At 39.3% G+C, this 24,549-nt stretch carries 22 protein-coding genes and 1 pseudogene; 16 read left to right on the forward strand and 7 right to left on the reverse strand.

Features of this window, described 5'->3' with window-relative positions:
- Window positions 1-153: 153 nt before the first annotated feature.
- The gene (locus ABIE66_RS02865) at window positions 154-1,320 is read right to left on the reverse strand and encodes an MFS transporter (RefSeq protein WP_370013796.1); all 1,167 of its coding nucleotides are present in this window, start codon (window positions 1,318-1,320) and stop codon (window positions 154-156) included.
- A 188-nt stretch (window positions 1,321-1,508) separates the two neighbouring features.
- Here ABIE66_RS02865 and cax point away from each other — a divergent pair, with 188 nt between their 5' ends.
- On the forward strand, window positions 1,509-2,567 hold the full coding sequence (gene cax, locus ABIE66_RS02870; RefSeq protein ID WP_289327218.1) for a calcium/proton exchanger: 1,059 nt from the start codon (window positions 1,509-1,511) through the stop codon (window positions 2,565-2,567).
- 464 nt (window positions 2,568-3,031) lie between these two features.
- Window positions 3,032-3,844: a YfkD famly protein gene (locus ABIE66_RS02875; RefSeq protein ID WP_370013797.1), complete on the forward strand. Its 813-nt coding sequence runs from the start codon at window positions 3,032-3,034 to the stop codon at window positions 3,842-3,844.
- Window positions 3,845-3,879: 35 nt separating this feature from the next.
- Here the strand turns inward: ABIE66_RS02875 and yfkAB are convergent, their stop codons facing one another.
- Window positions 3,880-5,001: a radical SAM/CxCxxxxC motif protein YfkAB gene (yfkAB, locus tag ABIE66_RS02880; RefSeq protein ID WP_370016968.1), complete on the reverse strand. Its 1,122-nt coding sequence runs from the start codon at window positions 4,999-5,001 to the stop codon at window positions 3,880-3,882.
- A gap of 156 nt (window positions 5,002-5,157) precedes the next feature.
- On the opposite strand from yfkAB, the gene ABIE66_RS02885 reads away from it, so the two are divergent.
- Both ABIE66_RS02885 and ABIE66_RS02890 read left to right on the forward strand, forming a co-directional pair.
- Complete coding sequence (locus ABIE66_RS02885; protein WP_089362622.1) at window positions 5,158-5,343, forward strand: SE1561 family protein; 186 nt, start codon at window positions 5,158-5,160, stop codon at window positions 5,341-5,343.
- A 318-nt stretch (window positions 5,344-5,661) separates the two neighbouring features.
- On the forward strand, window positions 5,662-7,230 hold the full coding sequence (locus tag ABIE66_RS02890; RefSeq protein ID WP_289318073.1) for a fumarate hydratase: 1,569 nt from the start codon (window positions 5,662-5,664) through the stop codon (window positions 7,228-7,230).
- A 48-nt stretch (window positions 7,231-7,278) separates the two neighbouring features.
- Here ABIE66_RS02890 and ABIE66_RS02895 read toward each other — a convergent pair whose 3' ends face one another.
- A complete protein-coding gene (locus ABIE66_RS02895; protein ID WP_370013798.1) occupies window positions 7,279-7,416 on the reverse strand; it encodes a hypothetical protein in 138 nt (45 codons plus the stop codon).
- Window positions 7,417-7,527: 111 nt separating this feature from the next.
- On the opposite strand from ABIE66_RS02895, the gene ABIE66_RS02900 reads away from it, so the two are divergent.
- From ABIE66_RS02900 to ABIE66_RS02920, 5 genes are all read left to right on the forward strand, one after another.
- Entirely contained in the window at window positions 7,528-7,713 is a 186-nt protein-coding gene (locus tag ABIE66_RS02900) for a hypothetical protein (RefSeq protein ID WP_053533703.1), read from the forward strand.
- Window positions 7,714-7,882: 169 nt separating this feature from the next.
- Window positions 7,883-8,668 (forward strand): delta-lactam-biosynthetic de-N-acetylase, encoded by a 786-nt coding sequence (pdaA, locus tag ABIE66_RS02905; protein WP_370013799.1) that lies wholly within the window; start codon window positions 7,883-7,885, stop codon window positions 8,666-8,668.
- A gap of 122 nt (window positions 8,669-8,790) precedes the next feature.
- Entirely contained in the window at window positions 8,791-9,675 is an 885-nt protein-coding gene (locus ABIE66_RS02910) for a DNA-3-methyladenine glycosylase family protein (RefSeq protein WP_370013800.1), read from the forward strand.
- Window positions 9,672-11,057, forward strand: coding sequence for a 23S rRNA (uracil(1939)-C(5))-methyltransferase RlmD (rlmD, locus tag ABIE66_RS02915; RefSeq protein ID WP_289323621.1), 1,386 nt, complete (start codon window positions 9,672-9,674; stop codon window positions 11,055-11,057). Before ABIE66_RS02910 ends, rlmD begins: the two co-directional genes overlap by 4 nt.
- Before the next feature lie 117 nt (window positions 11,058-11,174).
- Window positions 11,175-11,696 (forward strand): YehS family protein, encoded by a 522-nt coding sequence (locus ABIE66_RS02920; protein WP_289323622.1) that lies wholly within the window; start codon window positions 11,175-11,177, stop codon window positions 11,694-11,696.
- Window positions 11,697-12,622: 926 nt separating this feature from the next.
- Here ABIE66_RS02920 and ABIE66_RS02925 read toward each other — a convergent pair.
- Window positions 12,623-12,754, reverse strand: coding sequence for a hypothetical protein (locus ABIE66_RS02925; protein WP_289323623.1), 132 nt, complete (start codon window positions 12,752-12,754; stop codon window positions 12,623-12,625).
- A 378-nt stretch (window positions 12,755-13,132) separates the two neighbouring features.
- On the opposite strand from ABIE66_RS02925, the gene ABIE66_RS02930 reads away from it, so the two are divergent.
- The 4 genes from ABIE66_RS02930 to ABIE66_RS02945 all read left to right on the forward strand — a co-directional run bounded on the left by ABIE66_RS02930 (window position 13,133) and on the right by ABIE66_RS02945 (window position 18,365).
- Entirely contained in the window at window positions 13,133-14,323 is a 1,191-nt protein-coding gene (locus ABIE66_RS02930; RefSeq protein ID WP_289318066.1) for a glycine C-acetyltransferase, read from the forward strand.
- Between the two features lie 41 nt (window positions 14,324-14,364).
- A complete protein-coding gene (locus ABIE66_RS02935) occupies window positions 14,365-15,324 on the forward strand; it encodes an L-threonine 3-dehydrogenase (protein WP_289333542.1) in 960 nt (319 codons plus the stop codon).
- Window positions 15,325-15,712: 388 nt separating this feature from the next.
- Window positions 15,713-17,116: an amino acid permease gene (locus ABIE66_RS02940; RefSeq protein ID WP_370013801.1), complete on the forward strand. Its 1,404-nt coding sequence runs from the start codon at window positions 15,713-15,715 to the stop codon at window positions 17,114-17,116.
- Window positions 17,117-17,456: 340 nt separating this feature from the next.
- Window positions 17,457-18,365 (forward strand): PhzF family isomerase, encoded by a 909-nt coding sequence (locus tag ABIE66_RS02945; protein ID WP_370013802.1) that lies wholly within the window; start codon window positions 17,457-17,459, stop codon window positions 18,363-18,365.
- 77 nt (window positions 18,366-18,442) lie between these two features.
- Here the strand turns inward: ABIE66_RS02945 and ABIE66_RS02950 are convergent, their stop codons facing one another.
- From ABIE66_RS02950 to ABIE66_RS02960, 3 genes are all read right to left on the reverse strand, one after another.
- The gene (locus ABIE66_RS02950; protein WP_370013803.1) at window positions 18,443-19,159 is read right to left on the reverse strand and encodes a vanadium-dependent haloperoxidase; all 717 of its coding nucleotides are present in this window, start codon (window positions 19,157-19,159) and stop codon (window positions 18,443-18,445) included.
- A gap of 367 nt (window positions 19,160-19,526) precedes the next feature.
- A complete protein-coding gene (locus ABIE66_RS02955; protein ID WP_370013804.1) occupies window positions 19,527-20,759 on the reverse strand; it encodes an IS110 family RNA-guided transposase in 1,233 nt (410 codons plus the stop codon).
- 435 nt (window positions 20,760-21,194) lie between these two features.
- Complete coding sequence (locus tag ABIE66_RS02960; protein ID WP_289323629.1) at window positions 21,195-22,583, reverse strand: aminotransferase-like domain-containing protein; 1,389 nt, start codon at window positions 22,581-22,583, stop codon at window positions 21,195-21,197.
- A 263-nt stretch (window positions 22,584-22,846) separates the two neighbouring features.
- On the opposite strand from ABIE66_RS02960, the pseudogene azlC reads away from it, so the two are divergent.
- The 3 genes and pseudogenes from azlC (at window position 22,847) to ABIE66_RS02975 (ending at window position 24,440) form a co-directional block, all read left to right on the forward strand.
- Window positions 22,847-23,561 (forward strand): annotated as a pseudogene (gene azlC / locus ABIE66_RS02965) (azaleucine resistance protein AzlC).
- Complete coding sequence (locus ABIE66_RS02970; RefSeq protein WP_289323631.1) at window positions 23,558-23,890, forward strand: branched-chain amino acid transporter permease; 333 nt, start codon at window positions 23,558-23,560, stop codon at window positions 23,888-23,890. Before azlC ends, ABIE66_RS02970 begins: the two are co-directional and overlap by 4 nt.
- 94 nt (window positions 23,891-23,984) lie before the next feature.
- A complete protein-coding gene (locus tag ABIE66_RS02975; protein ID WP_289323632.1) occupies window positions 23,985-24,440 on the forward strand; it encodes a PaaI family thioesterase in 456 nt (151 codons plus the stop codon).
- Window positions 24,441-24,549: the final 109 nt, after the last annotated feature.

Consider the following 24,549-nt stretch of genomic DNA (forward strand, 5'->3'; position numbering starts at 1 on the left):
CCTTTTGTTAATATTATATTACCACATATCCTATTCAGAAATAAAGAAGAATGATTCTAATCTAGTAAAAAATATAAAGTGCATTTACAGGCACTATTGCTAAATACCATGCAATTTGAATAATAAATGGAGTTGTCCAGATAATAAAATATACTACATAACTGAAGCAGGCATTTTCTCCTTAAACAAGGCCAATGAAATGAAGACAAGCAAAAGCATGATACTGATCATATAGAAAAAATTCCCACCCTGAACGTGTTCAATGACCAGGCCGCCAAAGAATGGACCGCCGATGCTGCCGAGACTAAAGAAAATGCTGCATAATAAATTTCCTGCGGGTAAAAGGTTTCGAGGCAAAAGATCTGCCATATAACTGATACCCAGCGAGAAAGTCGAACCGACCATCATTCCGCCAATCATAAAGCAGATGAATAGGCCAAGAACTGAATAGGAATAAATCCCTGCCAGAGTGAATGCGGCAAAGCCTGAAAAAAGAATCGTCAACAAGGTCTTTCGCCGGCCAAAGCGGTCACTGATCATCCCCAGGGGAATCTGTGTAAGCAGGGTCCCGGCGGAAAATGCCGGAATGATGATGGATACTGCGGTTAAATCGATTCCGGAGCGCAAGGCTAATACTGGAAAGTTGCTATTCAATGATGCTTCGAGCACGCCAAAGGTGAACGGAAGTAAAAAAGCGACCCAAGCTATGCGGCTCACCTTTGAAAACCTTTTGAGTGTTCCAAGGAATGATGTGTTTTCAGAGTCATCCTGTTCAGGAAGCTCATTTCTAATAAGGAAAACAGTTAACCAAGTAAGAAGGCTAAGTATGGATGTCATGATGAAAGGCAAAGACTGATTAATCTCGAGAAGCTTCGTCATTAGCGGGCCGACCATGAAGCCAAGACTGAAGAAAAGTCCATAAATGGCAAGATTCCTTCCTCGTTTTGCTATTGGTGAAATAGCAGTGATCCATGTCTGGGTAGCAAAGTGGAGTGTATGATCGCCGATTCCAATGAAGAAACGGAGTACGAACCAAAACCAGAATGATTTCCAAACCGGGAATAAGGCAAGCGATAGAATGACGGTTATCCCGCCAAATAATATCAATGGCTTATACCCGTATTTACGGAGTGGCGCTTCCATAAAAGGAGAAATCAACAGAATCCCAATATAAAGGGAGGCTGAATGGAACCCGTTTAAGGATGAACTGATTCCGTCATTTTCAAAAATGATGGCGATGATCGGCAGAAGCATCCCTTGAGAAAACCCTGATATGCCGACAATAATGATTAGAACACTTAAAAGCAGTTTATTATTCATAAGGTCATGTCTCCTAAGAAATGTATACCTTTTTGATGTTACATCTTAGTAAGAGGATTAAGCAATAGAAATTTGGGTAAATATTGACAAGAAGCGAAGGGATGATAAAATTTTCCTTTGTCATCGCCCGGAAATTATGTATGATAGTTTTTGTTACATAAAAGAACTATAGGATTGTGAGGAGAAGTATCGTGAATAAAATATTTTTGGGGCTTGTCCTGTTAGGTGTCCCCTTATCTGTCATTGGGTCTTTATTGCATTGGCCGAGCGTAATCATGTTCATAGTATATTGCTTAACAATCGTCGCGCTTGCAGGCTTCATGGGCCGGGCGACTGAAAGCTTAGCGATAGTTATGGGACCAAGGATTGGCGGACTATTGAATGCAACCTTTGGTAATGCAGTAGAATTGATCATATCCATCTTTTCATTAAAAGCGGGACTAGTGGGTGTCGTATTGGCGTCTTTGACTGGTTCCGTTTTAGGAAACTTATTGTTGGTGGCAGGACTATCATTCTTTATCGGAGGGACCAAATATAAACGGCAGAAATTTAGTGTATTCGATGCGAGGCATAATGCCGGCCTGTTAATTTTTGCTGTTATTGTAGCCTTCGTCATACCGGAAGTATTCACACAAAACATGAGTGAATCAAGCACGATGTCGTTAAGTGTCGGAATTTCCATCATTTTGATCTTATTATACCTTGCTGCATTATTCTTTAAATTGGTTACTCACCGAGGGGTATATCAGCATACGGAGCAAACCGAGGAACATGAAGAGGAAGAACCGGAGTGGAGCAAGAAAAAGGCAATTATAATACTTGCTGCCGCTACATTGGCTGTTGCATTCGTATCGGAGAAACTTGTCCATACGTTCAGCGAAGTGGGGGAAACCTTCGGATGGACGGAGTTATTCATCGGAGTCATTATCGTTGCGATCGTGGGTAACGCGGCAGAACATGCTTCCGCCGTCATAATGGCCTATAAAAATAAAATGGATGTCGCTGTGGAGATTGCCGTTGGTTCCACACTTCAAGTTGCGATGTTCGTAGCACCTGTACTCGTACTGATTTCGTTAATGTATCCAACACATATGCCGCTTGTTTTTACATGGCCAGAACTGATATCAATGGTTACAGCAGTCTTTCTGATGATCATGATTTCGAATGACGGGGAAACGAACTGGTTTGAAGGCCTTACCCTATTGGCTGCATACTTCATTATGGGGATTGGATTTTACTTATTATAAGAATGCAGGCCTTCCGATGCGGAAGGTCCTTTTTTATAAAAAAAAATAAAAATGACTCTGCTCAGGTTAGATTTAGCAGAGTCATTTCTATATTAGTAAATTACCATCCATAAGTTAATCCAAAATTTTTCATCATGCTTTTGTAAAAGTTGAGAAAATATTCTAGAGTGTCACACCATCCTTTTACATCAGATTTAAGTATAGGCGAATTCGTTTTCTGTCATCCTTTAAAAGGGTGTCGTGGATTGTTCGATAAGCATACCTCCTGAAAGAGTTATAGGTATGAACGATTTCGCCTCCTTTTTATAATGTAAATTAAGTATAACCGATTTGAATAGAAAAGTAAATATTCTGAACTTTACAAATATATTACAAAATCGACATCAGATTGAAATGTATAGAATGTCGGCTAAAAACAAAATCTATAAACAAATGATTGAACCCCTCAAAAGGAGTGCGACAGCATGAGAAGAATTATTCTTATTACGATGTTTGCCCTATTTGCCTTCATTCAGGCTAATGTAGGTTTTGCAGCAGATATACCAGGAGATATAGCAACTCCGAATAAGGTGAAAATCCCACCTTCCGTATTGAATATTGCAAAGGAGAATACGTATCCGAACTCGACTCAAGATCTGCCAATGCTACAGCCGAGTAAGTTTGCCGAACAATTGATTGATTCGTCGGATATAAAGATTGAAAATCCAGAACTCATTCATATGTTGAATGAATCAGCAATTGCAAAGGCTCCGCTTGCTTTTGGATACAGGGCGACCATTTACCTTGGCCATTGGGCATTGAATTATGAGTCTTCGGAAACTGCCCCAAACTGGGAATACCAAAAGATCAATATGAATTACTATGATAATCGCGGCGGTGAAGTTCCATACAGGATCCGTTACGTCCAGGAAAGTCAGAAGGCAGTAAGTGGCGGTCTGACCGCCAAAATCCCTAAGGCTGAGGATGTTCAAAAGATGATGCTTTTAAAAGCCACGGAAAAAACCAATTTGCCATTGGCTTTCGAAACGATCATCGGAGCTGGTACGAAAAAAGATCAAGTATACAATGTTGCTTCAAATAGGATTGGTTATTTATCCAGTTATGCTTCCGCCGTCAATGAAAAAGGAAAGGTCACATATGGGGAAGTATATTTGAATCTAAAAGGAAATAAAAGAACCATAACGATCAAGAACATCACTTCACAAGGAATCGGGGCATGGATACCGGTTCAGGACCATGTTTCCTTCAGCTTTACAGTCTCGCAGCAACCCAGGTAAAATGAAAAAACTCGCCGGATTGGCGAGTTTTTTCTTCATATGGTTGACTTCCTCATCCTGAAGTCTTCCTTTGGGTAGTAGGCATTTTTGACGAGAACATTCGGGCCGAGACATTTGACTGCCGGGCAGTGGCAGTTCAACTCATTGGCCAGTTTTGAATTCATCCATGTGTCATACGATTCGGTCAATGGCCGATCAATGATATTTCCCAATGTAGGTGCATCACCGAAGTCGGTCACTATAACTTCCCCGGTGAAAATATTGACGTTCAACCGGGAACGTCCATCAGGGTCATTTCGAACAGTCACTTTATGTGAATCATAAAGGCGTTGAAGCAGCTCAATATCCTCTTTACCGTTATTGCAAGGATAGAATGGCAGGGTACCGAAAAGCATCCATACATTTTCATCACGGATATCAAGCAAATGATGAATCGCTTCACGCATATTCTCCAATGATAACGTTTCAAGTGCTGAAGCGAAGTCGCTTGGATACATCGGATGAATTTCATGCCTTTGACATCCCATTTCATCGACGATCTGTCTGTGAATATGTTCAAGATGGGGCAATGTGCGTTTATTAAGCATCGTTTCTGCTGAAACCAGCACACCAGCCTTTGTCAGGGCACGGGAATTTTCGATCATTTTATCAAATAATTTCTTTCGCTGTTCCCGCGATGGTTTTCGGTCCATCATGGCGAAGCCGATATCAATGAATTCATCTATCGTTCCCCAGTTATGGGAAATGTGCAGGACATCCAAATAGGGAATGATTTCCTCATACCGTTCCAAGTCAAGGGTCAAATTGGAATTGATTTGTGTCCGTACCCCGCGGCTACGGGCATATTTCAATAGAGGCAAAACATAATTCTTCACTTGTTTTCTTGATAGCATCGGTTCTCCGCCAGTGATGCTGAGCGAGCGAAGCAAAGGAATCTCATCAAGGCGCTGAATCAGTAATTCCAGTGGCAGAGCATCGGGATCCTTGGGCTGAAGTGTGTAACCGACAGCACAATGCTCACAACGCATATTGCAAAGTGTGGTGGTTGTGAACTCCACGTTGGTCAGGCTGAGCTTTCCATATTGTTCAACGTCCATATATGCTTCCCAAGGATCATACTTGGGTGTAATTGGTGTTAAAAGGTCTTGCTTGATTATTGACATGTTTAAAACTCCTTACGTAATAATGCACTAACCCATTATGAACAATGGGGACAAAAATTGTCAAATGGCGGAGAGCTGCATTTATAGCTTGCCATTGCACTTTCAAGCAGATTTCGTTACGATGAAAGAAGAATGGAAGGAGAGTGCCACATGGGAAAATCCATTACAGGTAAAAACGAACAATTAACATACTTAAAAGAACGCCTAACGATGTTCATGGAGGTTCTTGATCATATCGAACCTGAAAATACTGAACTGGAAGATATAGACCGCTTAATCGGCATGATAGATGATTTGGAAGGCAAAGTTGAACAGTTTAAAACCAGGGAAGAATAATATCTGTTTCGATAGTATGATTTTTTCAATGTTAATATTCATGAAGGGATGACGTGCAACCTGCGTCATCTCTTTTTTATATATAATGATGAATGGCGTTCAAAACAAATAGGAAATGTTTGGTGATGAAAATTGAATCATGGGCTATTCTTGGGCTTTGAAGATTCCTCACCAATTTGCTTTTCATTAAGAAAAATAATTACTTGTTTTCGAAAGATTATGTTAGATGTATAATAAAACGGGTGTTGTATCATTCGCTATTTATAGAGAAGCAGGGAAATGATTAAATCTAGGGGAAATAAGAGGGGGAAGAGAAATTTGGATATTCAAAAATTCCAAGAAAGTATGTACAGTCTTATCGTTGAAACTTCAACGAATCTTCCAAAGGATGTTCGTCGTGCGGTCAAAAGTGCAAAACAACGTGAAAATGCAGGTACTCGTTCTGCATTGAGCTTGGCCACCATCACGAATAATATTACAATGGCTGACGACAATGTATCACCGATTTGTCAGGATACGGGTCTGCCGACTTTCAAAATAAAAACTCCAGTTGGCGTGAACCAACTTGAAATAAAAGAAGCAATCCGAAATGCAATCATTTTAGCAACAAAGGGCGGAAAACTTCGTCCAAACGCCGTTGACTCTTTATCGGGTGAAAATAGCGGGGATAACCTTGGGGAAGGTCTTCCTGTCATGAAGTTCGATCAATGGGAAAAAGACTACATTGATGTTCGTCTCATCTTAAAAGGTGGCGGCTGTGAAAACAAAAACATCCAATACAGTCTTCCTATGGAGCTTGAAGGATTGGGGAAAGCGGGCCGTGATTTGGACGGAATCCGTAAATGTGTCCTTCACTCTGTTTACCAAGCACAAGGACAAGGCTGCAGTGCCGGCTTCATCGGCGTTGGTATCGGCGGGGACCGTTCATCCGGATATGATCTGGCTAAGGCTCAACTTTTCCGCAGTAATGAAGATGTGAATCCGAATGAAGATCTTCGTAAACTTGAAGATTACATCATGAAGACAGCTAATGAATTGGGAATCGGCACGATGGGCTTTGGCGGCGAAACTACACTGCTTGGATGTAAAATCGGTGTCATGCACCGTATTCCTGCAAGCTTTTTCGTATCCGTGGCTTATAACTGCTGGGCTTTCCGCCGTTTAGGAGTGAAAGTGAATCCGGAAACAGGCGAAATCAATGAGTGGTTATATCAAGAAGGAGAGAAAATCGACTTCGCTCTAGAAGCAGAAAAAGAAGCGAAGGAAGAAGTGGCAGCCGCTGTAGAATCCGACGTTGAAGCTTCCCGTGAAATCACCCTGCAAGCACCTATCACGGAAGAGCAAATCCGTGAATTGAAAGTTGGTGACGTAGTTCATATTAACGGCAGAATGTATACGGGCCGTGACGCTATCCACAAACATTTATCTGAAAATCCTGCTCCAATCGACCTGGATGGACAAATCATCTATCACTGTGGACCAGTAATGCTGAAGGACGAAGAAGGTAAATGGCATGTGAAGGCTGCGGGACCAACAACAAGTATTCGTGAAGAACCATACCAAGGTGATATCATGAAACGATTTGGCATCCGTGCAGTTATCGGTAAAGGCGGAATGGGACCAAAAACACTTGAGGCACTAAGTGAACACGGCGGCGTTTATCTAAACGCAATCGGCGGAGCTGCTCAATATTATGCAGACTGCATCAAATCCGTAGAAGGCGTGAACTTCACTGAATTTGGTATTCCTGAAGCAATGTGGCATCTGAATGTTGAAGGATTTACAGCCGTTGTTACCATGGATTCACATGGTAACAGCTTGCATAAAGATGTTCAGCAATCTTCATTGGAAAAATTGGCACAATTCAAAGAACCAGTTTTTAAATAAATGTATGGCAAAAGACGCTCACCAATCGGTTGAGCGTCTTTTGCTATCTTACTCTTCTAATTCCGGCAGTGGATCGACCCTCGAAGAATCCTCTAAATTCAATCCACTTTTCACAAAATGAATAAACACTCCACCACCTAAACCAAGACAACCAACAAAGCCTAGCGTGATAACCCATTCAAGCATTTCATTCCCCCCTTGCTAAATGTATATGAAAAAAAAGGCGATAATTACCTCAGAAAAGTACAATCTTTTAGAACGGTCGCACATACATTAGAAGAGAAAGGGGGGATTTTCATGCAGAATAGCTACATCTTATTCTTTATCGCCATGTTAACCGGTTTTGCTTTCATCCAACTTCCAGTGGCAAACACGATCTTCTCCGGTCTTGAAACATTCCTGGACGTAGTCGGAATTGTAACAGTTCTCATTTTTGCTATCGCCATTATTTGGAAGGCGGCACAAGCGTTATTTAAAGGATAAACCAATATGGAGGGGCCAATCCTTTTCGGAGGAAAGGCCTTTTTTGCGTGGGATTAAGATTTTGTTGAGAGGATTCGTCCCACAATTCGATAATTCGGCCTTCACAATATCATGCATATAAATCTCTATGTTCCAAACACTAAGAAAAAAGAACATGGGGGATATTCCAATGAAAAAAATGGTGATTTTGTCCGCTTTTATATGCTTGATATGCTCTTTGGCAAGTCCAGCTTTTGCGGAATCCTATAACTGGGGTTTCAATAAAGGAAGAAATGGGACACCTGCCGATGCCGGTAAAAAATTCAATGAAATGCTGCCTAAATATGAAGCGATTTATAAAGGGGATACAAAGAAAAAAGACGTTTATTTAACATTTGATAACGGTTATGAAAATGGTTATACGGCACAGATTTTAGATGTTCTGAAGAAACATAAGGCTCCTGGAGCTTTTTTTGTCACGGGTCATTATTTAAAAACGGCGCCTGAGCTTGTTATCCGTATGGCTAATGAAGGGCATATCGTAGGGAACCATTCATGGAACCATCCGGATATGACCAGCGTGACGGACGATGTCATTCGCACTGAGCTCGAGCGGGTAAAAAAAGCGACGGAAAAATTAACCGGGCAACAGGGAATGAATTACTTAAGGCCGCCTCGTGGGGTATTTAATGAAAGAACAATGAAAATCGCAAAAAGAGAAGGGTATTACCACATCTTTTGGTCACTGGCATATAGAGACTGGATTGTCGATCAACAAAAGGGTGCCGCGTTCGCACACGATGAGGTGCTTAAGCAGATACATCCCGGCGCGATATTATTACTGCATACAGTATCGAGGGATAATGCGGAAGCACTCGACTCGATACTGACGGATCTTGAAAAACAGGGATACACATTCAGCAGCCTTGATGATTTAATGATTGAGAAACAATTGCCAAACCGAATGCTTTATTAAAATTAAAAGCGGGTCCTGTAGTGATGATTCAGGTCCCGCTTTTATCCATTCTCCTCTATTTCAAGTAATATTTCTGGAAACATGCTATAATACGTGGAAAACTGCTAAAGGATGGATCGATTGTGTGGACAGAAAAATTACAGGTTCAAGGACCCTATAATTTCGATCTAGTTCTCGAACGATTATCGTTAGACCCACTTCAGGTAGTTGATTTTACTAACAGGACGGTAAAAGTTCCGCTATATATAGAAAAAGAACCAATCGTTTTGCAGGTTCAGGCAATAGGAAATATCGAAGAACCATCTTTTATCATCAAAGGTCATTCAGAAGAGGACAAGTCTAAAGCAATCGAACGGTTAAAAAAGGTTTTTCATTGGCATCAGCCATTAGAAGGCGTTTCTCGGCATTTTCGGGAATCCGATTTGCGGGAAATCTTCGAGGAGCACCGCGGTACAGCCATAGTCTTGGACTTCGATTACTACAGTTGCCTCGTCAAATGCATCATACATCAGCAATTAAACCTATCTTTTGCTCATACGCTCACGGAACGATTCGTTAAAACATTCGGCTACCAGATAGAAGGTGCCTGGTTTTATCCGACACCGGAAACAACCGCCCAACTTCAAGTTGAGCAATTAAGGGCCATTCAATTCAGTGGCCGGAAAGCGGAATACGTCATCGGGCTTTCCGAGCAAATCATTCAGGGCCATCTCAATCTTGGTATAATGGATAAGCTTTCCGATCAAGAGGTTATGGATACACTAATAAAAATACGCGGTATCGGTAGATGGACGGCTGAAAACTTCCTGCTTTTTGGACTCGGCCGGCAGAACCTATTTCCCAAAGCCGATATTGGCATTCAAAATGCCTTGAAAATATTATATGGCTTACCGCAAAAGCCAACCCAAGAAGAAATGGAATCCTATAGTGTGAACTGGGCTCCATATCTAAGCTACGCTTCCCTCTATTTGTGGAGAAGCATCGAAAAACGGAGTGAAAAGAAATGACAAACATTCAAGATACAAAACTGGAAGTGAATCAAACCCTTCCCCTTACCATTAAACGGCTTGGCATTAACGGAGAGGGAGTCGGTTATTTTAAAAAGAAAGTCGTCTTCGTCCCTGGAGCATTGCCAGGTGAAGAAATTGTAGCTTTGGTCACAAAAGTACAGCCAAACTTTACCGAAGCGAAAATTAAAACCATCCGGAAAGAATCGCCACATCGGATTGCAGCACCATGTCCGGTTTACGCAGAGTGCGGCGGATGTCAGTTACAGCATTTAAGCTATGACCAGCAGCTTGTAGAAAAACGCGATATCGTCATTCAAGCGATGGAACGTCATTCGGAATTCCCAGTTTCTTCATTAAATATAAAAGAAACGATCGGCATGGAAGATCCATGGAATTATCGCAATAAAAGTCAGTACCAAGTAGGCCAAAAAGATGGCAAATTGATTGCTGGTCTTTACGGTTTGAATTCCCATACACTGATCGATATCCCGAATTGCCTTGTACAGCATAAGGCAACCAATAAAGTAACACGTACGGTGAAAAAGATACTAAAGAACCTGAATATCTCGATTTATAACGAAAGAAAAAGAAAAGGTGTAATCCGTACGGTCATTACTCGGGTAGGCTTTGAAACAGGTGAAGTGCAGGTTGTCCTTGTCACAGGAGCGGAAGAAATTCCACAAAAGGATCAGCTGCTTAAACAAATTCGTGACCAACTGCCAGAAGTGAAATCGGTCGTTCAAAACATCAACAACCAAAACACCTCACTTATCTTTGGGGAAAAAACGATTCATTTGGCAGGCGAAAAAGTCATCAACGAAACATTGGGTGACATATCATACGAACTATCAGCGCGTACATTCTTCCAGCTTAACCCGGTCCAAACTGTTCGCTTATATGATGAAGTGAAAAAAGCAGCAGCTTTAACCGGCACGGAAAAAGTCGTTGACGCTTATTGCGGCGTAGGGACCATTGGACTATGGCTGTCTGAAAATGCCAAAGAAGTCCGAGGAATGGACGTCATTAAAGAATCCATTGAGGACGCCAAGAAAAATGCAAAAAAACATAATCGCAACAATGTATACTATGAAACAGGCAAAGCCGAGAATATCCTGCCACGCTGGACCAAAGAAGGCTGGAAACCGGATGTACTCGTCGTCGATCCGCCAAGATCAGGCTGTGATCAATCCCTACTGCAAACAATCTTGAAAGTTAAACCGAAAACCATTGTGTACGTATCATGTAACCCATCCACATTGGCGAAGGACTTACAAGAACTAAGCAGTTCATATAGCGTTGAAACCATGCAGCCGGTGGACATGTTCCCGCAGACGAGTCATGTTGAAGTAGTTACCTCGTTGAAGCTGATTAAAGAATAAGCAGAAGGATCCGGGAATCTGTAAAAGGTTCTCGGATTTTCATCTGCGTTTATTTCCATCCATTTGTGAAATAATGAAGGTACTGTGAAAATTGAGAAATACATAGGAGGTTATTAGATGCATAATCATGATATATTAATTCGATTAAGATACGCGCTGGATATAAAAAATAACGATATGGTAGAGATATTTAAACTTGGGGACATTGAAGTGACAAGAGAAGAAGTCATGCAGATGCTCACAAAACCAAAAGATGATTACTATGATGAATACGACGATGATATAGATGAAGATGAAGAAGGGATAAACTGCAATAACATGATGTTAGAGTCCTTTTTAAATGGCTTGATCATTTTTAAAAGAGGGAGACAAGAGCCAAAACCTGGTCAGCCTCAAAGCCAGGCACCGGCTGTAAAGAATAAGGAAAGTGTGAATAATATCCTTCTGAAGAAACTGAAAATAGCATTGACATTAACCAGTGAGGATATGATTGATATCTTGGAGGAAGCAGGAGTCATGATAACCAAAGGAGAATTAAGCGCTATTTTAAGAAAAGTTGGCCATAGGAATTATAAAGAGTGCGGAGATCGATACGCCAGGAATTTCTTAAAAGGATTAGCTTTGAAATATAGGGGATAAGGGTTCAGGAAATAGCAACTATTTTAATCAAGTACATCATATTAGGCCCTGGTTTCGGGAAAAACATTTCCGATTTCAGGGTCTATTTCTTTTCGTTTGATTTTATTGAAGACACTAGAAAGTGTGAAATGGCAAAAAAAGCAGAAGGTGTCCCTAAGGCACCTTCTGCTCATTTATACAAGTTCATTAACCTTTTAAAAAGTCTGGTTTTGTGAAATTTGGATGGGGATATTCATAGTCATTCTCCTTTTTCCCTTTGGATATCTCTTCTTGTTAATTATTTCACTTATGCTGACAATAGATGTAGGAATAAACTCAAGCCTAACTTGAAGGAGAAGATCTAGTTGGTATCCTTATTGTTTATCAAGAAAAGGAGCGGTATATGTACAATCTTCAAAGAATGCCGATATCTTTTCCACCAATGAACATACTTTCAAGTGACATGCGGTATATATGTTTATATATCGGTGTTGTAATTGGATCAAATCCCAAACGGAGTTTACTTTGTGAATGAGTTATTGTTAAAAAAACCAATAATCATTATGGTTAATTTGACCTATTAGATGACGAATTTTGTAATAGGGGAAAACAAAAATTCAGAGGGTCCTTTACTTAAAAAGATGAACCCGTAATGTAAATTCGAAGTCGGCATCAAAGAAAGGAACTGGCTTCAATTTTAGCTGTGCATAAGGTGTGGATAATGGAAGGGGGAAATGGGAAAAATCCTAATTCGTCCTGATCATGTGCATAACATTTTTTAATTTTCTTGTACGTGAAATTTACCTCAACTTTCAGGAGCTGGTCATCAGCTTTTTTTATGGAACTAAATGGAAGTTTGGATGGGCCCTTTGTTGTGTATTTGACTCAAACTGTCCATTTGAACCATGGAAAACGATAAAAAAAGAGGATAATTAAATCCTCTTAGATTACTTGTCTTCCTTTATTTGGTCATCGGATTTTTGAACGATTTCTTTTAATTCTCCTATGTCACCTTTTGCATTGATAATTTCAAAAATCTCATTTAAGCCTTCTGAGGTTTTTTCATCTTCTGTTTTCACTTTATACCCCTCCTTATTTGTGATCATTTGTTAAGGTCTCCAAAAAACCAGAAGATAAAACATAGGTTAACTTGGAAAATTGATGATGATATTCTCTTTGAATTTACCCCGATTTAAACATATTTTTGGGCGATCTTTATTACAAAACTACAAAAATTCCGATTTTTTTGTCCACACAATATGGACAACCTTAAAATTTTCTATTATTATGATTGATATAACTATTAGTATAAAGGGATTTAGGTTACTTCCCTATGTGTTTATGGAGAGGACACATGTATTTTTAGAAAAAAGAGTAAATTTCAGTATTCTTGAAATTGGGGTAAAACATATAATAATCCTGCACTTATTCCAACCATCAATGAGGGGGTATATTAAATGTCTAGTGAAATATTAAATAAATTTTTGAAAGAAAATTTGGAAGATTTAAAAGAAAAAGGCCTTTACAACGTTATTGATCCTGTAGAAGGTCCAAACGGTCCGGTAATCACCATTGCAGGCAGAGAGTTAATTAATTTATCATCAAATAACTATTTAGGTTTAGCGACAGATCGACGATTGATAGAGGCTTGCATAGAAGCAACGAAAACATATGGTGTCGGAGCTGGTGCCGTTCGTACGATCAACGGAACATTGGATATTCATGTCAAATTAGAAGAAAAGCTTGCTGAATTTAAACATACAGAAGCGGCGATTGCTTATCAATCGGGCTTCAATTGTAATATGGCAGCGATTTCAGGAGTGATGGATAAACATGATGCCATTCTTTCGGATGAATTGAATCATGCTTCTATCATTGATGGATGTCGATTATCCAAAGCAAAGATTATTCCCTTCATTCATTCGGACATGGACGATTTACGAGCGAAAGCACGTCAAGCAAAAGAGTCCGGATTGTATAACAAGGTCATGATCATTACTGATGGCGTTTTCTCGATGGATGGGGATATTGCCAAGCTCCCTGAAATTGTTGAGATTGCAGAAGAGTTTGATTTAATTACTTATGTTGATGATGCACATGGCTCAGGGGTATTGGGTAATGGTGCTGGAACGGTAAAACACTTCGGGTTATCGGATAGAGTGGATTTCCAAATTGGAACTTTATCCAAAGCGATAGGTGTTGTAGGTGGCTATGTAGCAGGAAAGAAAGATTTAATTGATTGGTTAAAAGTGAGAAGCCGTCCATTTTTATTTTCAACTGCTGTCACACCGGGAGCAGTTGCAGCTAGTATAGAAGCCATTGATATTTTGATGAATAGCTCAGATCTTCAAAATAAGCTATGGGAAAATAGCGAGTACTTGAAAAAGGGCCTAAAAGAATTAGGGTTTGATATCGGGGAGAGCGAAACACCGATTACGCCTTGCATTATAGGAGATGAAGCAAAAACGCAGCAATTCAGTAAGAGACTGAATGAAGAAGGCGTGTATGCTAAATCCATCGTATTTCCTACCGTTCCAAAGGGAACAGGAAGAGTGAGGAATATGCCTACAGCTGCTCATACAAAAGAGATGCTGGATAGGGCACTAGCCATTTATGAAAAAGTAGGAAAAGAGATGTCGATCATTTAAGGGAATTGCTTGCTGCAGAGAGAAAAAGGGGAGGGATTTTGATGAAAAAGGTCTTGGTAACGGGGGCTTTAGGTCAAATAGGTTCAGAACTTACGCTGAAAATGAGAGAGATTTATGGATCTGACAATATCATTGCAACAGATATTCGGAAAACGGACAGCGATGTTGTCCAATCAGGTCCATTCGAGACTTTAGATGTTACAGATGAAAAAGCGATGTTTAATATGGCAAAAAAACATGAAGTGGATACGATCATACATTTAGCTGCTTTATTGTCAGCAACAGCTGAAAAGAAGCCTCTTTTAGCTTGGCATTTAAACATGGGCGGATTGGTCAATGCTTTGGAATCGGCACGGGAACTTGATTGCCAATTATTTACACCGAGTTCAATTGGTGCGTTTGGTCCAAGCACACCAAAGGATTGGACACCGCAAGACATCATTCAACGACCGAATACGATGTACGGAGTTAATAAGGTATCAGGGGAGTTATTATGTGATTATTACCATCATAAATTTGGGGTTGATACGAGGGGGCTTCGATTCCCGGGATTGATTTCATATGTTACACCTCCTGGCGGGGGAACAACCGATTATGCAGTTGAAATTTACTACGAAGCGATTAAAAACAAGCGATATACTTCTTACATTGATAAGGGAACGTATATGGATATGATGTATATGCCTGACGCATTAGCTGCCATCATTAACCTAATGGAGGCCGATGCCTCAAAATTAAAACATCGGAATTCTTTCAATGTGTCTGCAATGAGCTTTGATCCGGAGCAAATTGCAGCCGAGATAAAAAGGCATATTCCGGAATTTGTCATGAATTATGACGTAGATCCAGTAAGACAATCCATTGCCGATAGTTGGCCAAATACAATAGATTCAACCTGTGCAAAAGAAGAGTGGGGATTTAAGGCGGAATATGATTTGGAAAAAATGACGAATGATATGTTGGTGAAGCTGAAATTAAGGTCACTTTTAGTAACAGCATAAATATATCTGCTAGTAGCCGAATAAAAGAGTTGTAATACTCTTTTATTCGAGTTACTATATTCAGATAACGTTTAAGGGTTTCACTTTTAAAACCAATAAAAAGTAAGCGCTTTCCATGCGAGTGGGTGATTAGGTTAAATGCTTGGTTCAAAGTTCTTATGATACTTGATACAGCATTAACTTGAAATCCACGATCTGGAATTACGTTATAATTTTTAAGAATCTTATTAACTGTCAGGATTGCTTAAATTAGAAGTGAAGAATGATTTTATGGGGCAGCTTTATGATAGTGAAAAGTGGAGCCTGCTATATCATTTCTGTACTAAATAGGGAGAGCAATAAACATCTTGCATCAGAATCGACTATTAGTAGTGTAGGGGGAAATGGAATGGCAAACAAAGATTTGAATAGGGAGTTAAAAGGCCGTCATATTCAGATGATCGCTTTGGGCGGTACAATTGGTGTTGGTTTATTCATGGGTTCAGCCAGCACGATTCAATGGACAGGTCCTTCTGTAATGTTAGCTTATGCAATCTCAGGGTTATTTATATTTTTAATTATGCGTGCAATGGGGGAAATGTTGTATTTAGAACCAAGTACAGGCTCGTTTGCAACTTTTGGCTATAAGTACATTCATCCATTGGCAGGGTATATGACTGCATGGAGTAACTGGTTCCAGTGGGTTATTGTCGGGATGGCTGAAATAATTGCAGTTGGGACATACATGCAGTATTGGTTCCCTGATCTTCCTGCGTGGATACCAGGTTTAATCGCAATGGTGATTCTAGGAGCAGCGAACTTAATTTCTGTTAAATCCTTTGGTGAAATTGAATTTTGGTTTGCACTGATTAAAATCATAACGATTATATTAATGATCGTTGCAGGATTTGGACTTATTTTCTTTGGCATCGGTAACGGAGGAGAAGCATTAGGGTTATCGAATCTTTGGGAACATGGTGGATGGTTTACGGGCGGTTGGAAAGGGTTCTTCTTTGCTCTTTCATTAGTCGTTGCAGCTTATCAAGGTGTAGAACTAATTGGGATTACAGCGGGTGAAGCAAAAAATCCGCAAGAAACGATAACCAAAGCGATTCAAAGTACCATTTGGCGTATCTTAATCTTCTATATCGGTGCGATTTTCATTATTGTAACCGTTTACCCTTGGGATCAATTAAGCGCGATCGGCAGCCCATTTGTTGCTACTTTTGCGAAAGTTGGTATTACAGCAGCAGCTGGAATCATTAATTTTGTCGTAATCACGGCTGCTATGTCTGGCTGCAATAGTGGTATTTACAGTGCAGGCCGTATGCTTTATACATTAGGTATGAATGGACAAGCGCCAAAATTCTTTGCGAAAGTATCAAATAGCGGTGTCCCATTATTCGGTACGTTCGGAGTGATAGTCGGGTTAGCGATTGGCGTTGTTTTGAGTTATATTGCACCAGAAAATTTATTTGTGCATGTATACAGTGCGAGTGTACTTCCTGGTATGATTCCGTGGTTTGTCATTCTGATCAGCCAGATTAAATTCAGAAAAGTAAAAAAAACCGAGATGGACAATCATCCATTCAAAATGCCATTTGCACCTGTTACAAACTACCTGACCATAGCTTTCTTGATTATGGTGTTAATCGGCATGTGGTTTAATGATGACACACGGATGTCGCTTATGGTAGGAATAGGTTTTCTAGGTATTGTTGTGATTAGTTATTTCGCTTTTGGAATAGGTAAACGTGGACAAGCTGATGCTCAGACAGATGCTCAGACGGAAGATAAAGTGATTAACCTATAATTCACTTTTGATTTTTCTAAGCGAAGTTTGTTTTGCTGCATTGATAAGAAAATCAAAGTAAAAAATGAGGGTTGCTGCGGCAGCCCTTTTCTAATGGATTAATTAGTCCTTAACCCAATTTGATTTTTCAGGTTATTTATCAAATAAACAGATTCGTAGCTTTATTTAGTTCTATTTTGATATTTGTTTTATGGCAAAAGGGTACATCCCGATGTAATTGTTGCTGCATGTTTGAACTCCATCAAGCACTTTATTGAAGCAACAGGGGAACTTTTACTATAATAAGAATTAAAGATAGTGAAAGGACAAGAAATTGAAGATATTAAAGGTGGGATATGATATGGCAAGAAAATACCGATTATATCAAATTGATTCATTTACGAAAGAAAAATTATCAGGTAATCCAGCAGGTGTAATAACTAATGCAGATGGCTTATCTTTGGGTGAGATGCAGAGGATTGCAAGAGAGCTTAACAATTCGGAAACGGCATTTATCTTTAAATCAGACAATAGTGAATCTGATGTACAGATTCGTTTTTTTACGCCTACACATGAGGTTCCCATCTGTGGACATGCGACGATTGCGGCCCACTATGCTCGTGCAGTTGAAAATAGTTTAAATACAGTTAAAGTTTATCATAAAACCGGTGCCGGCATTTTACCAGTCGATGTGATTAATGAAGATAATGATTACAAAATTATAATGACGCAGGGTAGTATTAGTTTTGAAACGGTGATTGATGGTATAGCTTTGGAAAACATATTAACGGCTCTCAATATTAGTGAAAATGATTTATTAGAAGATTGTCCAGTACAAATCGTTTCTACCGGGCATTCCAAGGTGATGATTGGAATTAAGAGTTCGGAACTTCTTCACCAATTAGACCCTAATATGGATCTACTTACAAAAGTCAGTGGATTAATTAATTGCAATGGTTTCTATGTTTTTACGATGAATGCTCCCGACTCGGATATTTTAATTCATGGAAGAATGTTTGCTCCTGCAATTGGTATTAACGAAGACCCTGTTACGGGTAATGCGAACGGTCCTTTAGGCGCATACTTAATACACCATGGACTTGTCAAACATGATAATTCTTTATTCAGTTTTAAAGCAGTGCAGGGCGAAGCTATAAAACGGGCGGGTATCATTGATGTTCAAGTGAAAATTTGTAATCAGGAGCCAGAGGAAGTAAGGATTGCGGGAAATGCTGTAATCGTGTTTAAGTCCGAGTTATTACTTGATTAGCCATTCAAGGTGCGGTAGCTTAAGTTCGAAGTTGTCGTTAAATGGTTCAGGTTAGCTTTACCTGAACCATTTAAATATTATTGAAGCGTGTTTAGATTTTGTGTCCTTAATAGACTTACAACTACCTCTCCAATTTGTCTGCCTAAACTTAAGCCTTCATTGTTATCTACGTTAAAATGTACGCCAGCGTACAAACGGGATTGAGCACTTTCTTCCATTACTTTTTTTATTTCGGATGACTCTCGAGGGAAAATATAACTTAATATTACCTCTGCAGATCCCGCCACAGTAGCATGTGCAGAAGGATAAGCTGGAAAACGAGGGGTAATCAACACAGTAGTAAGATTTCTGTCATATTGATTTGGACGCGCAACATCCCAATGATATTTAAAAAACCAGGTTATAACAAATGTATCATTTAAAGCAGCGTTTAAATATCCTAGCACCCTGGCAACATTCGGTGATCCCAGCTTATACTTTCCAGCTAAACTGAAAAGTATGGTGTTGATTTTCTCGGTTAATTCACCTGTTCCCCAATATTGGGCGATTTGTATTTTCTGAGGAGTCAATGAATTTAATGTCTGCTCTACAATCAATAACTCAGTTTCCCAATCAATACCTTCAGGATTTTTAATTCTCCAATTAAAACGTTGATGAAAAGGGTCTAGGAAAACATTATCTCTTCCCCTTGAAATAAAAAACATCGGCCAAAATCCTGCCTCTGGAGAACCTTTAGGTGGGATACTCTCCCCTGCATAAGGATACTCTGTCCATCTTCTGTAATTTGTCCGCATAAAGACCACCCCTTAATAAAAGTTCTCCTTGTTCCTTATGATTAAGAGTAATTAAATATGACCATTTATTGCCCTCATATCTATTAGGGGAAAATTTCAAAACATATATTTATTAAGACAACAAGTTATAGGTCCGTTATTTGAAGATTCTTATGGGATTTTAATTGATACTAAGACAAAAAAGGTTAATGAATAATACGTTGTTACAATTAATTTTCTTCCTTCATTAAGCTTTAAAAAGGAAGGTTGCTGAGACAGCTTTTTTGTATGAAAATACATTAGTAAAAAAGCCATGCTAAAATAAACCCTCCATATTCTCATTATTTTTTTGATGGGGGTAAATGTACTATTGCGTTATTTTAACTGGTTATGCAGTTTGTTGTTCAGATGGAGCAATTGTATAGCCTTTCTTTTTTAGGTATTCGATCATTTTTAATTCTTTGTTGTTTTGTTTTTCTTCAAGGTAATTTGAGCCTAGTTCATGATAAGGTTCTCCTGTTTTTAAGATGTTGTAAGCAATCGTTACTAGTAAATGGGCAGAAGCGATTCGTCCCTTCATTTTTCCCTGTCGTTTGGTAATCCTTTTTCGATGTGAAGCAATTCGATTATTTTGCCTTGATGTCGCTAATACACATTCTACGGCCATCGTTTTTAAAGCTTTATTTCCTTGTGTGGTTTTACTCGTTTTTTTTTTACCAGCACTTTCGTAATTTCCAGGACTCACACCAGCCCAAGAGGCAAGATGTTTAGCTGACTTAAATACGGACATATCAACACCCATCTCCGCAATAAAAGTAGCTGCCGCAGCTTTGTTCACACCAGGTATACCATCCAATAATTCTACTTCCTTACGATAAGGGGACAGGAGTTGATCAATTTGTTTTTCTAATTCTTCTATGGTTTCTTCTAAATAACCCATATGCTCCCAATGGTAACGCAACATATCACGATGATGACGGCGAATACGGCCATTAATTGCATGGGCAATGTCAGTAATACTTGCTTTTGTTCGCCAATCCACCATTTTTCGAAGACCATCGGTCTCTATTTTTTCACCGTTTAGAATGGCTTCAAGTATACGGCGTCCCGATACACCAAAAATGTCTGATAGAACGGATGTTAGCTTGATATTAGCATCTTGAAGAATTTTGTGAATGCGATTCTGCTCTGATGTGCGATGATGAATCAATTTTTTTCGATAACGAGTAAGATCTCGTAAATCACGAATATCCTCTGGTGGGACAAAATTGCTTTCAATAAGTCCGCATCTTAGAAGCTTGGCAAGCCATTCGGCATCTTTTACATCAGTTTTACGCCCTGGAACATTTTTGACATGCCTGGCATTGGCCAGAACAAGGTGAAAAGATCCTTCGAGTATATTCCATATTGGTTTCCAGTAGACTCCGGTACTTTCCATCACAACATCGGATACCTGAAGGGTAGTTAACCAATCACTTAAAGCCAAGAGTCCTGTTGTTGTAGTCGAAAACGTTTCAATAGAGATTTTTGGCTTTTTATCTAATGGACCAAATAATACACAGGCTACTACTGTTTCTTGGTGTACATCTAGGCCAGCACACCGTTCAATCATTGCTTCCATAGGAGAATCACCTCAAAAAAAGATTAACAATACATATGACAGGAGATTTGTTACAAAAAATTTTGTATACGTACTAGCAGTACACTAAATGGTTCTTCCATACTGTCACAACCAGTTTCTTATACAGGGTATCTTCCTTAAGATCCACCAAAAAAAGCTCAGCCTGGTTGTATTGTTATCATCCATTATCGTCAAGGGGTTAATGGGTTAGACTCTATTTTTGAGTGTAGATTTTCGTAGTAGATGGTGGCGGCGAGGAGCGCCGCCATTGGAGTTTCTTATGGAGCTAACGGGGCAGAATGGTTCATAAAATCATCTTAAAAAGGATTATTAAGTTCAGGACAATTTTTTATAATTGAAGAGCCGACACCTTCAGGATATTGGTGTCGGCTATAAACTGATGCACTGGTTTACAAGATTTATTGAATTTTTGAATCAGTCGAGATACTGTTTTAATATTTCTAATCCTATTTTTAACTCATCAAATGAGTTTGTAGAAGAAAGTGCAATACGCAAGTACTGATCGGGCGTGGTCTGCCCGCTTAGAAAACGATCAGAATGAAAAACCCGAATGCCGTGCCTTTTCAAATCCGTTTCCAGCTGTAACGCATCGTTAGGCCCTTGAATAGGAAGCCAACGATAAAAACTATGAGGATGTCCAACATTCTTTCTTATAGGAAAATACTCTGAAAAAATATCATTTGCAGTTTGTGCAAGCTGTTTCTTTTGAGAAACAATTTCATGAGCCTTTCCTGATAGGATAAGCTCTGTGATAACCTCAGCATCAAAAGAAGAGGTTTTTACATTGATGTTAAAAATGGCCTGCAAAATTTTCTCGCGTAAGGCATCCCCATAGACCATATAGGCAACTCTTAATCCAGAACATATTGACTTAGAGGTGCCACAAATATAAACGCTTTGTTCCGGAAGCAAATGGAACATCGGCTGCTGGTAATCGGAGATAATACCAGCCGACAAAAATGCGTGAATATCATCCTCAATCAAAATTAAACGATGCTTACGGATGACCGCAGCTAATTCTTGCTTTCTAAAATCTGAAATCATGACTGTGGTTGGATTGTTACAAGAGGGCATCAGAAAAACGCCGTGAATATTTGTTTGGCAACACTGCTTTTCAAGTTCGTCTGCCAGCATCCCAAACTGGTCTCCGGGAATGGGTACTAACTGAATATGTAACATCTTTGCCAACTCGATAAAGTTTGAATAAGTGTATAAGTCGGTTGCAATGCGATTACCAGGCTCAAACAACGCAGTCAAAGCAATTGCCAACGCATTTTGTGCGCCGGAAACAATCGCTATATGTTCTTGGTCTACTTGAATACCGAAAGATTTCATCCAGTTTAGCCCTGCAGTCTTTTGATGTGGAATACCGGTCGGATCATTGTAATTCAGTAGCTGCTCCAAATATTTTTTATCCACAACCTTTTGGATAACCTCTGTTACAATACCATTCGTTTGCTCAAAAGAGGCTACTAAACCAAAATCAATAATGTTTGTGATTTTATCATTGGAAATGGTAATTGAACGAGCAGCGTTAGGAGCGACAAAGGTTCCACTTCCGGTGACTGCATAAATCAGCCCTTTTACCTCGCAGACTTTATAGGCACGGGTAATAGTGGTAAAGTTTAAGTCAAGAAAATCTGCCAATTCTCGTTGCGGAGGTAACTTTGTTCCAGGTGCTAAAAAACCATTTGTTATATCTTGTTCAAGTAATGATGCAAGAGATTTATAAAAAGGACGCTTTAATGCTTTCTTATCAGGTTTCCAAGACATTGGATAATTGTCAAATGAATTTACTGGCATACTGCACCTCTACTATCGTATTCCATACAATAATATCATTATTGTACGGAATTATAATGATAAAATGTATGGTTTGAAATATGTGAATCTAGAAGAGTCCATATTGCATAAAGAAGAAGTAGAACAAATAAAGCCTCCATTTCATCAAAATAGGGGCTTTTATTAATTTGAAGATAATTGTAATCCATACAATTATCTTATTTTTTGTATGGATTTTGTATGTTAAATTTAGTATCAAATCAGTAGTTCAGGATGTGGATCATATGAAAAAAAGAAAACAAATATGGATGGCATTTCGTTCGGCTTTTCCATATACAGTCCCCCATTTTTGCAGGGTTTCTATTTTTGGGAATAGCTTATGGAATCTATATGAATTCATTAGGTTTCAGTGCGATTTACCCAATCTTGATGAGTCTAACAATATTTGCAGGATCAATGGAGTTTATTGCAGCCAATTTATTGCTTGTCGCATTCAATCCGATTAACGCCCTTTTTCTAACTTTAATGGTGAATGCACGACATTTGTTTTATGGCATTTCCATGCTTGATAAGTATAGAGGGACCGGGAAGAAAAAGCTGTATCTGATTTATGGGCTTTGCGATGAGTCTTTTTCCATCAATTGTACGGTTGATATTCCGCAGAATGTAGACAAGGGCTGGTTTATGACATTTGTAACACTGCTTAATCATGTCTATTGGGTCATAGGAGCAGCGATAGGTGGCATCTTTGGATCACTTGTTAAGTTCAACACAGAAGGACTCGATTTTGTTATGACGGCTCTCTTTGTTGTCATTTTCATTGAACAATGGATGAAAGAGAAAAACCATCATAGTGCTCTCGCAGGGCTTGGGCTGTCAGCTGTCTGCCTTATTATTTTTGGTGGAAACAATTTCATCATCCCTGCTATGTTTGCAATTTTAGGGGTACTCACCTTACTTAGAAAGCCATTAGAGAAAGTTGAGGTCAAGGCCATATGACAATGGATTTAACACAGCAAATCATTACAATTGCGATGGTTGTTTTAGGCACAATGCTTACAAGGTTTCTTCCATTCATCGTTTTCCCATCCGGTAAACCCACACCGAAGTATGTTCAGTATCTCGGTAAAATACTGCCATCCGCGGTAATTGGGCTTTTGGTCATTTATTGTTTAAAGGATGTGAGCATACAATCCGGAAGTCACGGCATCCCTGAATTTATTGCGGTGGCTATAGTTGCCCTGCTTCACTTTTGGAAGAAAATGATGCTCCTTTCCATAGCAGGGGGAACGATTGTCTACATGATGTTGGTTCAATTGGTTTTTTGAAAATTATATTGGTACTGACTTGTTCCATCTCGTATTTCCATTTCTTATTTCAATGGTGGGGGAGTAAAATATTCAATCAAAGGGGCAGGTAATAGTGAAAAAGAAAATTGATGAGTATCAAATTTATGAAAAACACTATGAACAAATTCATGAGCAAGTAAAAAACGATCCGTATGCTCAGTCTTTAGGCATTCAGTTAACAAAATTCGAGGCAGGTTCTGCAGAAGCAACATTAGAAGTGCAAAGCCATATGGTAAATGCATATGGAACTGTACACGGGGCAGTTATTTATGCTTTAGCAGATCATGCTTTTTCGGTAGCCTGTAATGCATATGGAAAAACATCCTTAGGACTCTCGACAACAATCCAGTTTATTGAATCAGCTAAACCCGGAGATAAGATAGTAGCCCGTGCAACGGAAGTTAAACGAAACTATCGGACAGGATTTTATCGAATAGACGTTTTGCATGAGCAAAACCTGATAGCAACCATGGAGGCAGTGTCATATCGTAAGGATCATTATTTTATTGAACTTGATGAACAAGATTAAGTAGTCTAATAGTTATTGATCAGAGCTGTCTTTAAGGCAGCTTTTTCTTTATGCAACTATCGGGGAGTTAGTTAAGAAGGACAAATGAAATTCATGTAGAAATAAATTA

Origin of the sequence: Peribacillus sp. B2I2 (assembly GCF_041261685.1) — a bacterium.
Lineage (GTDB): Bacteria > Bacillota > Bacilli > Bacillales > DSM-1321 > Peribacillus.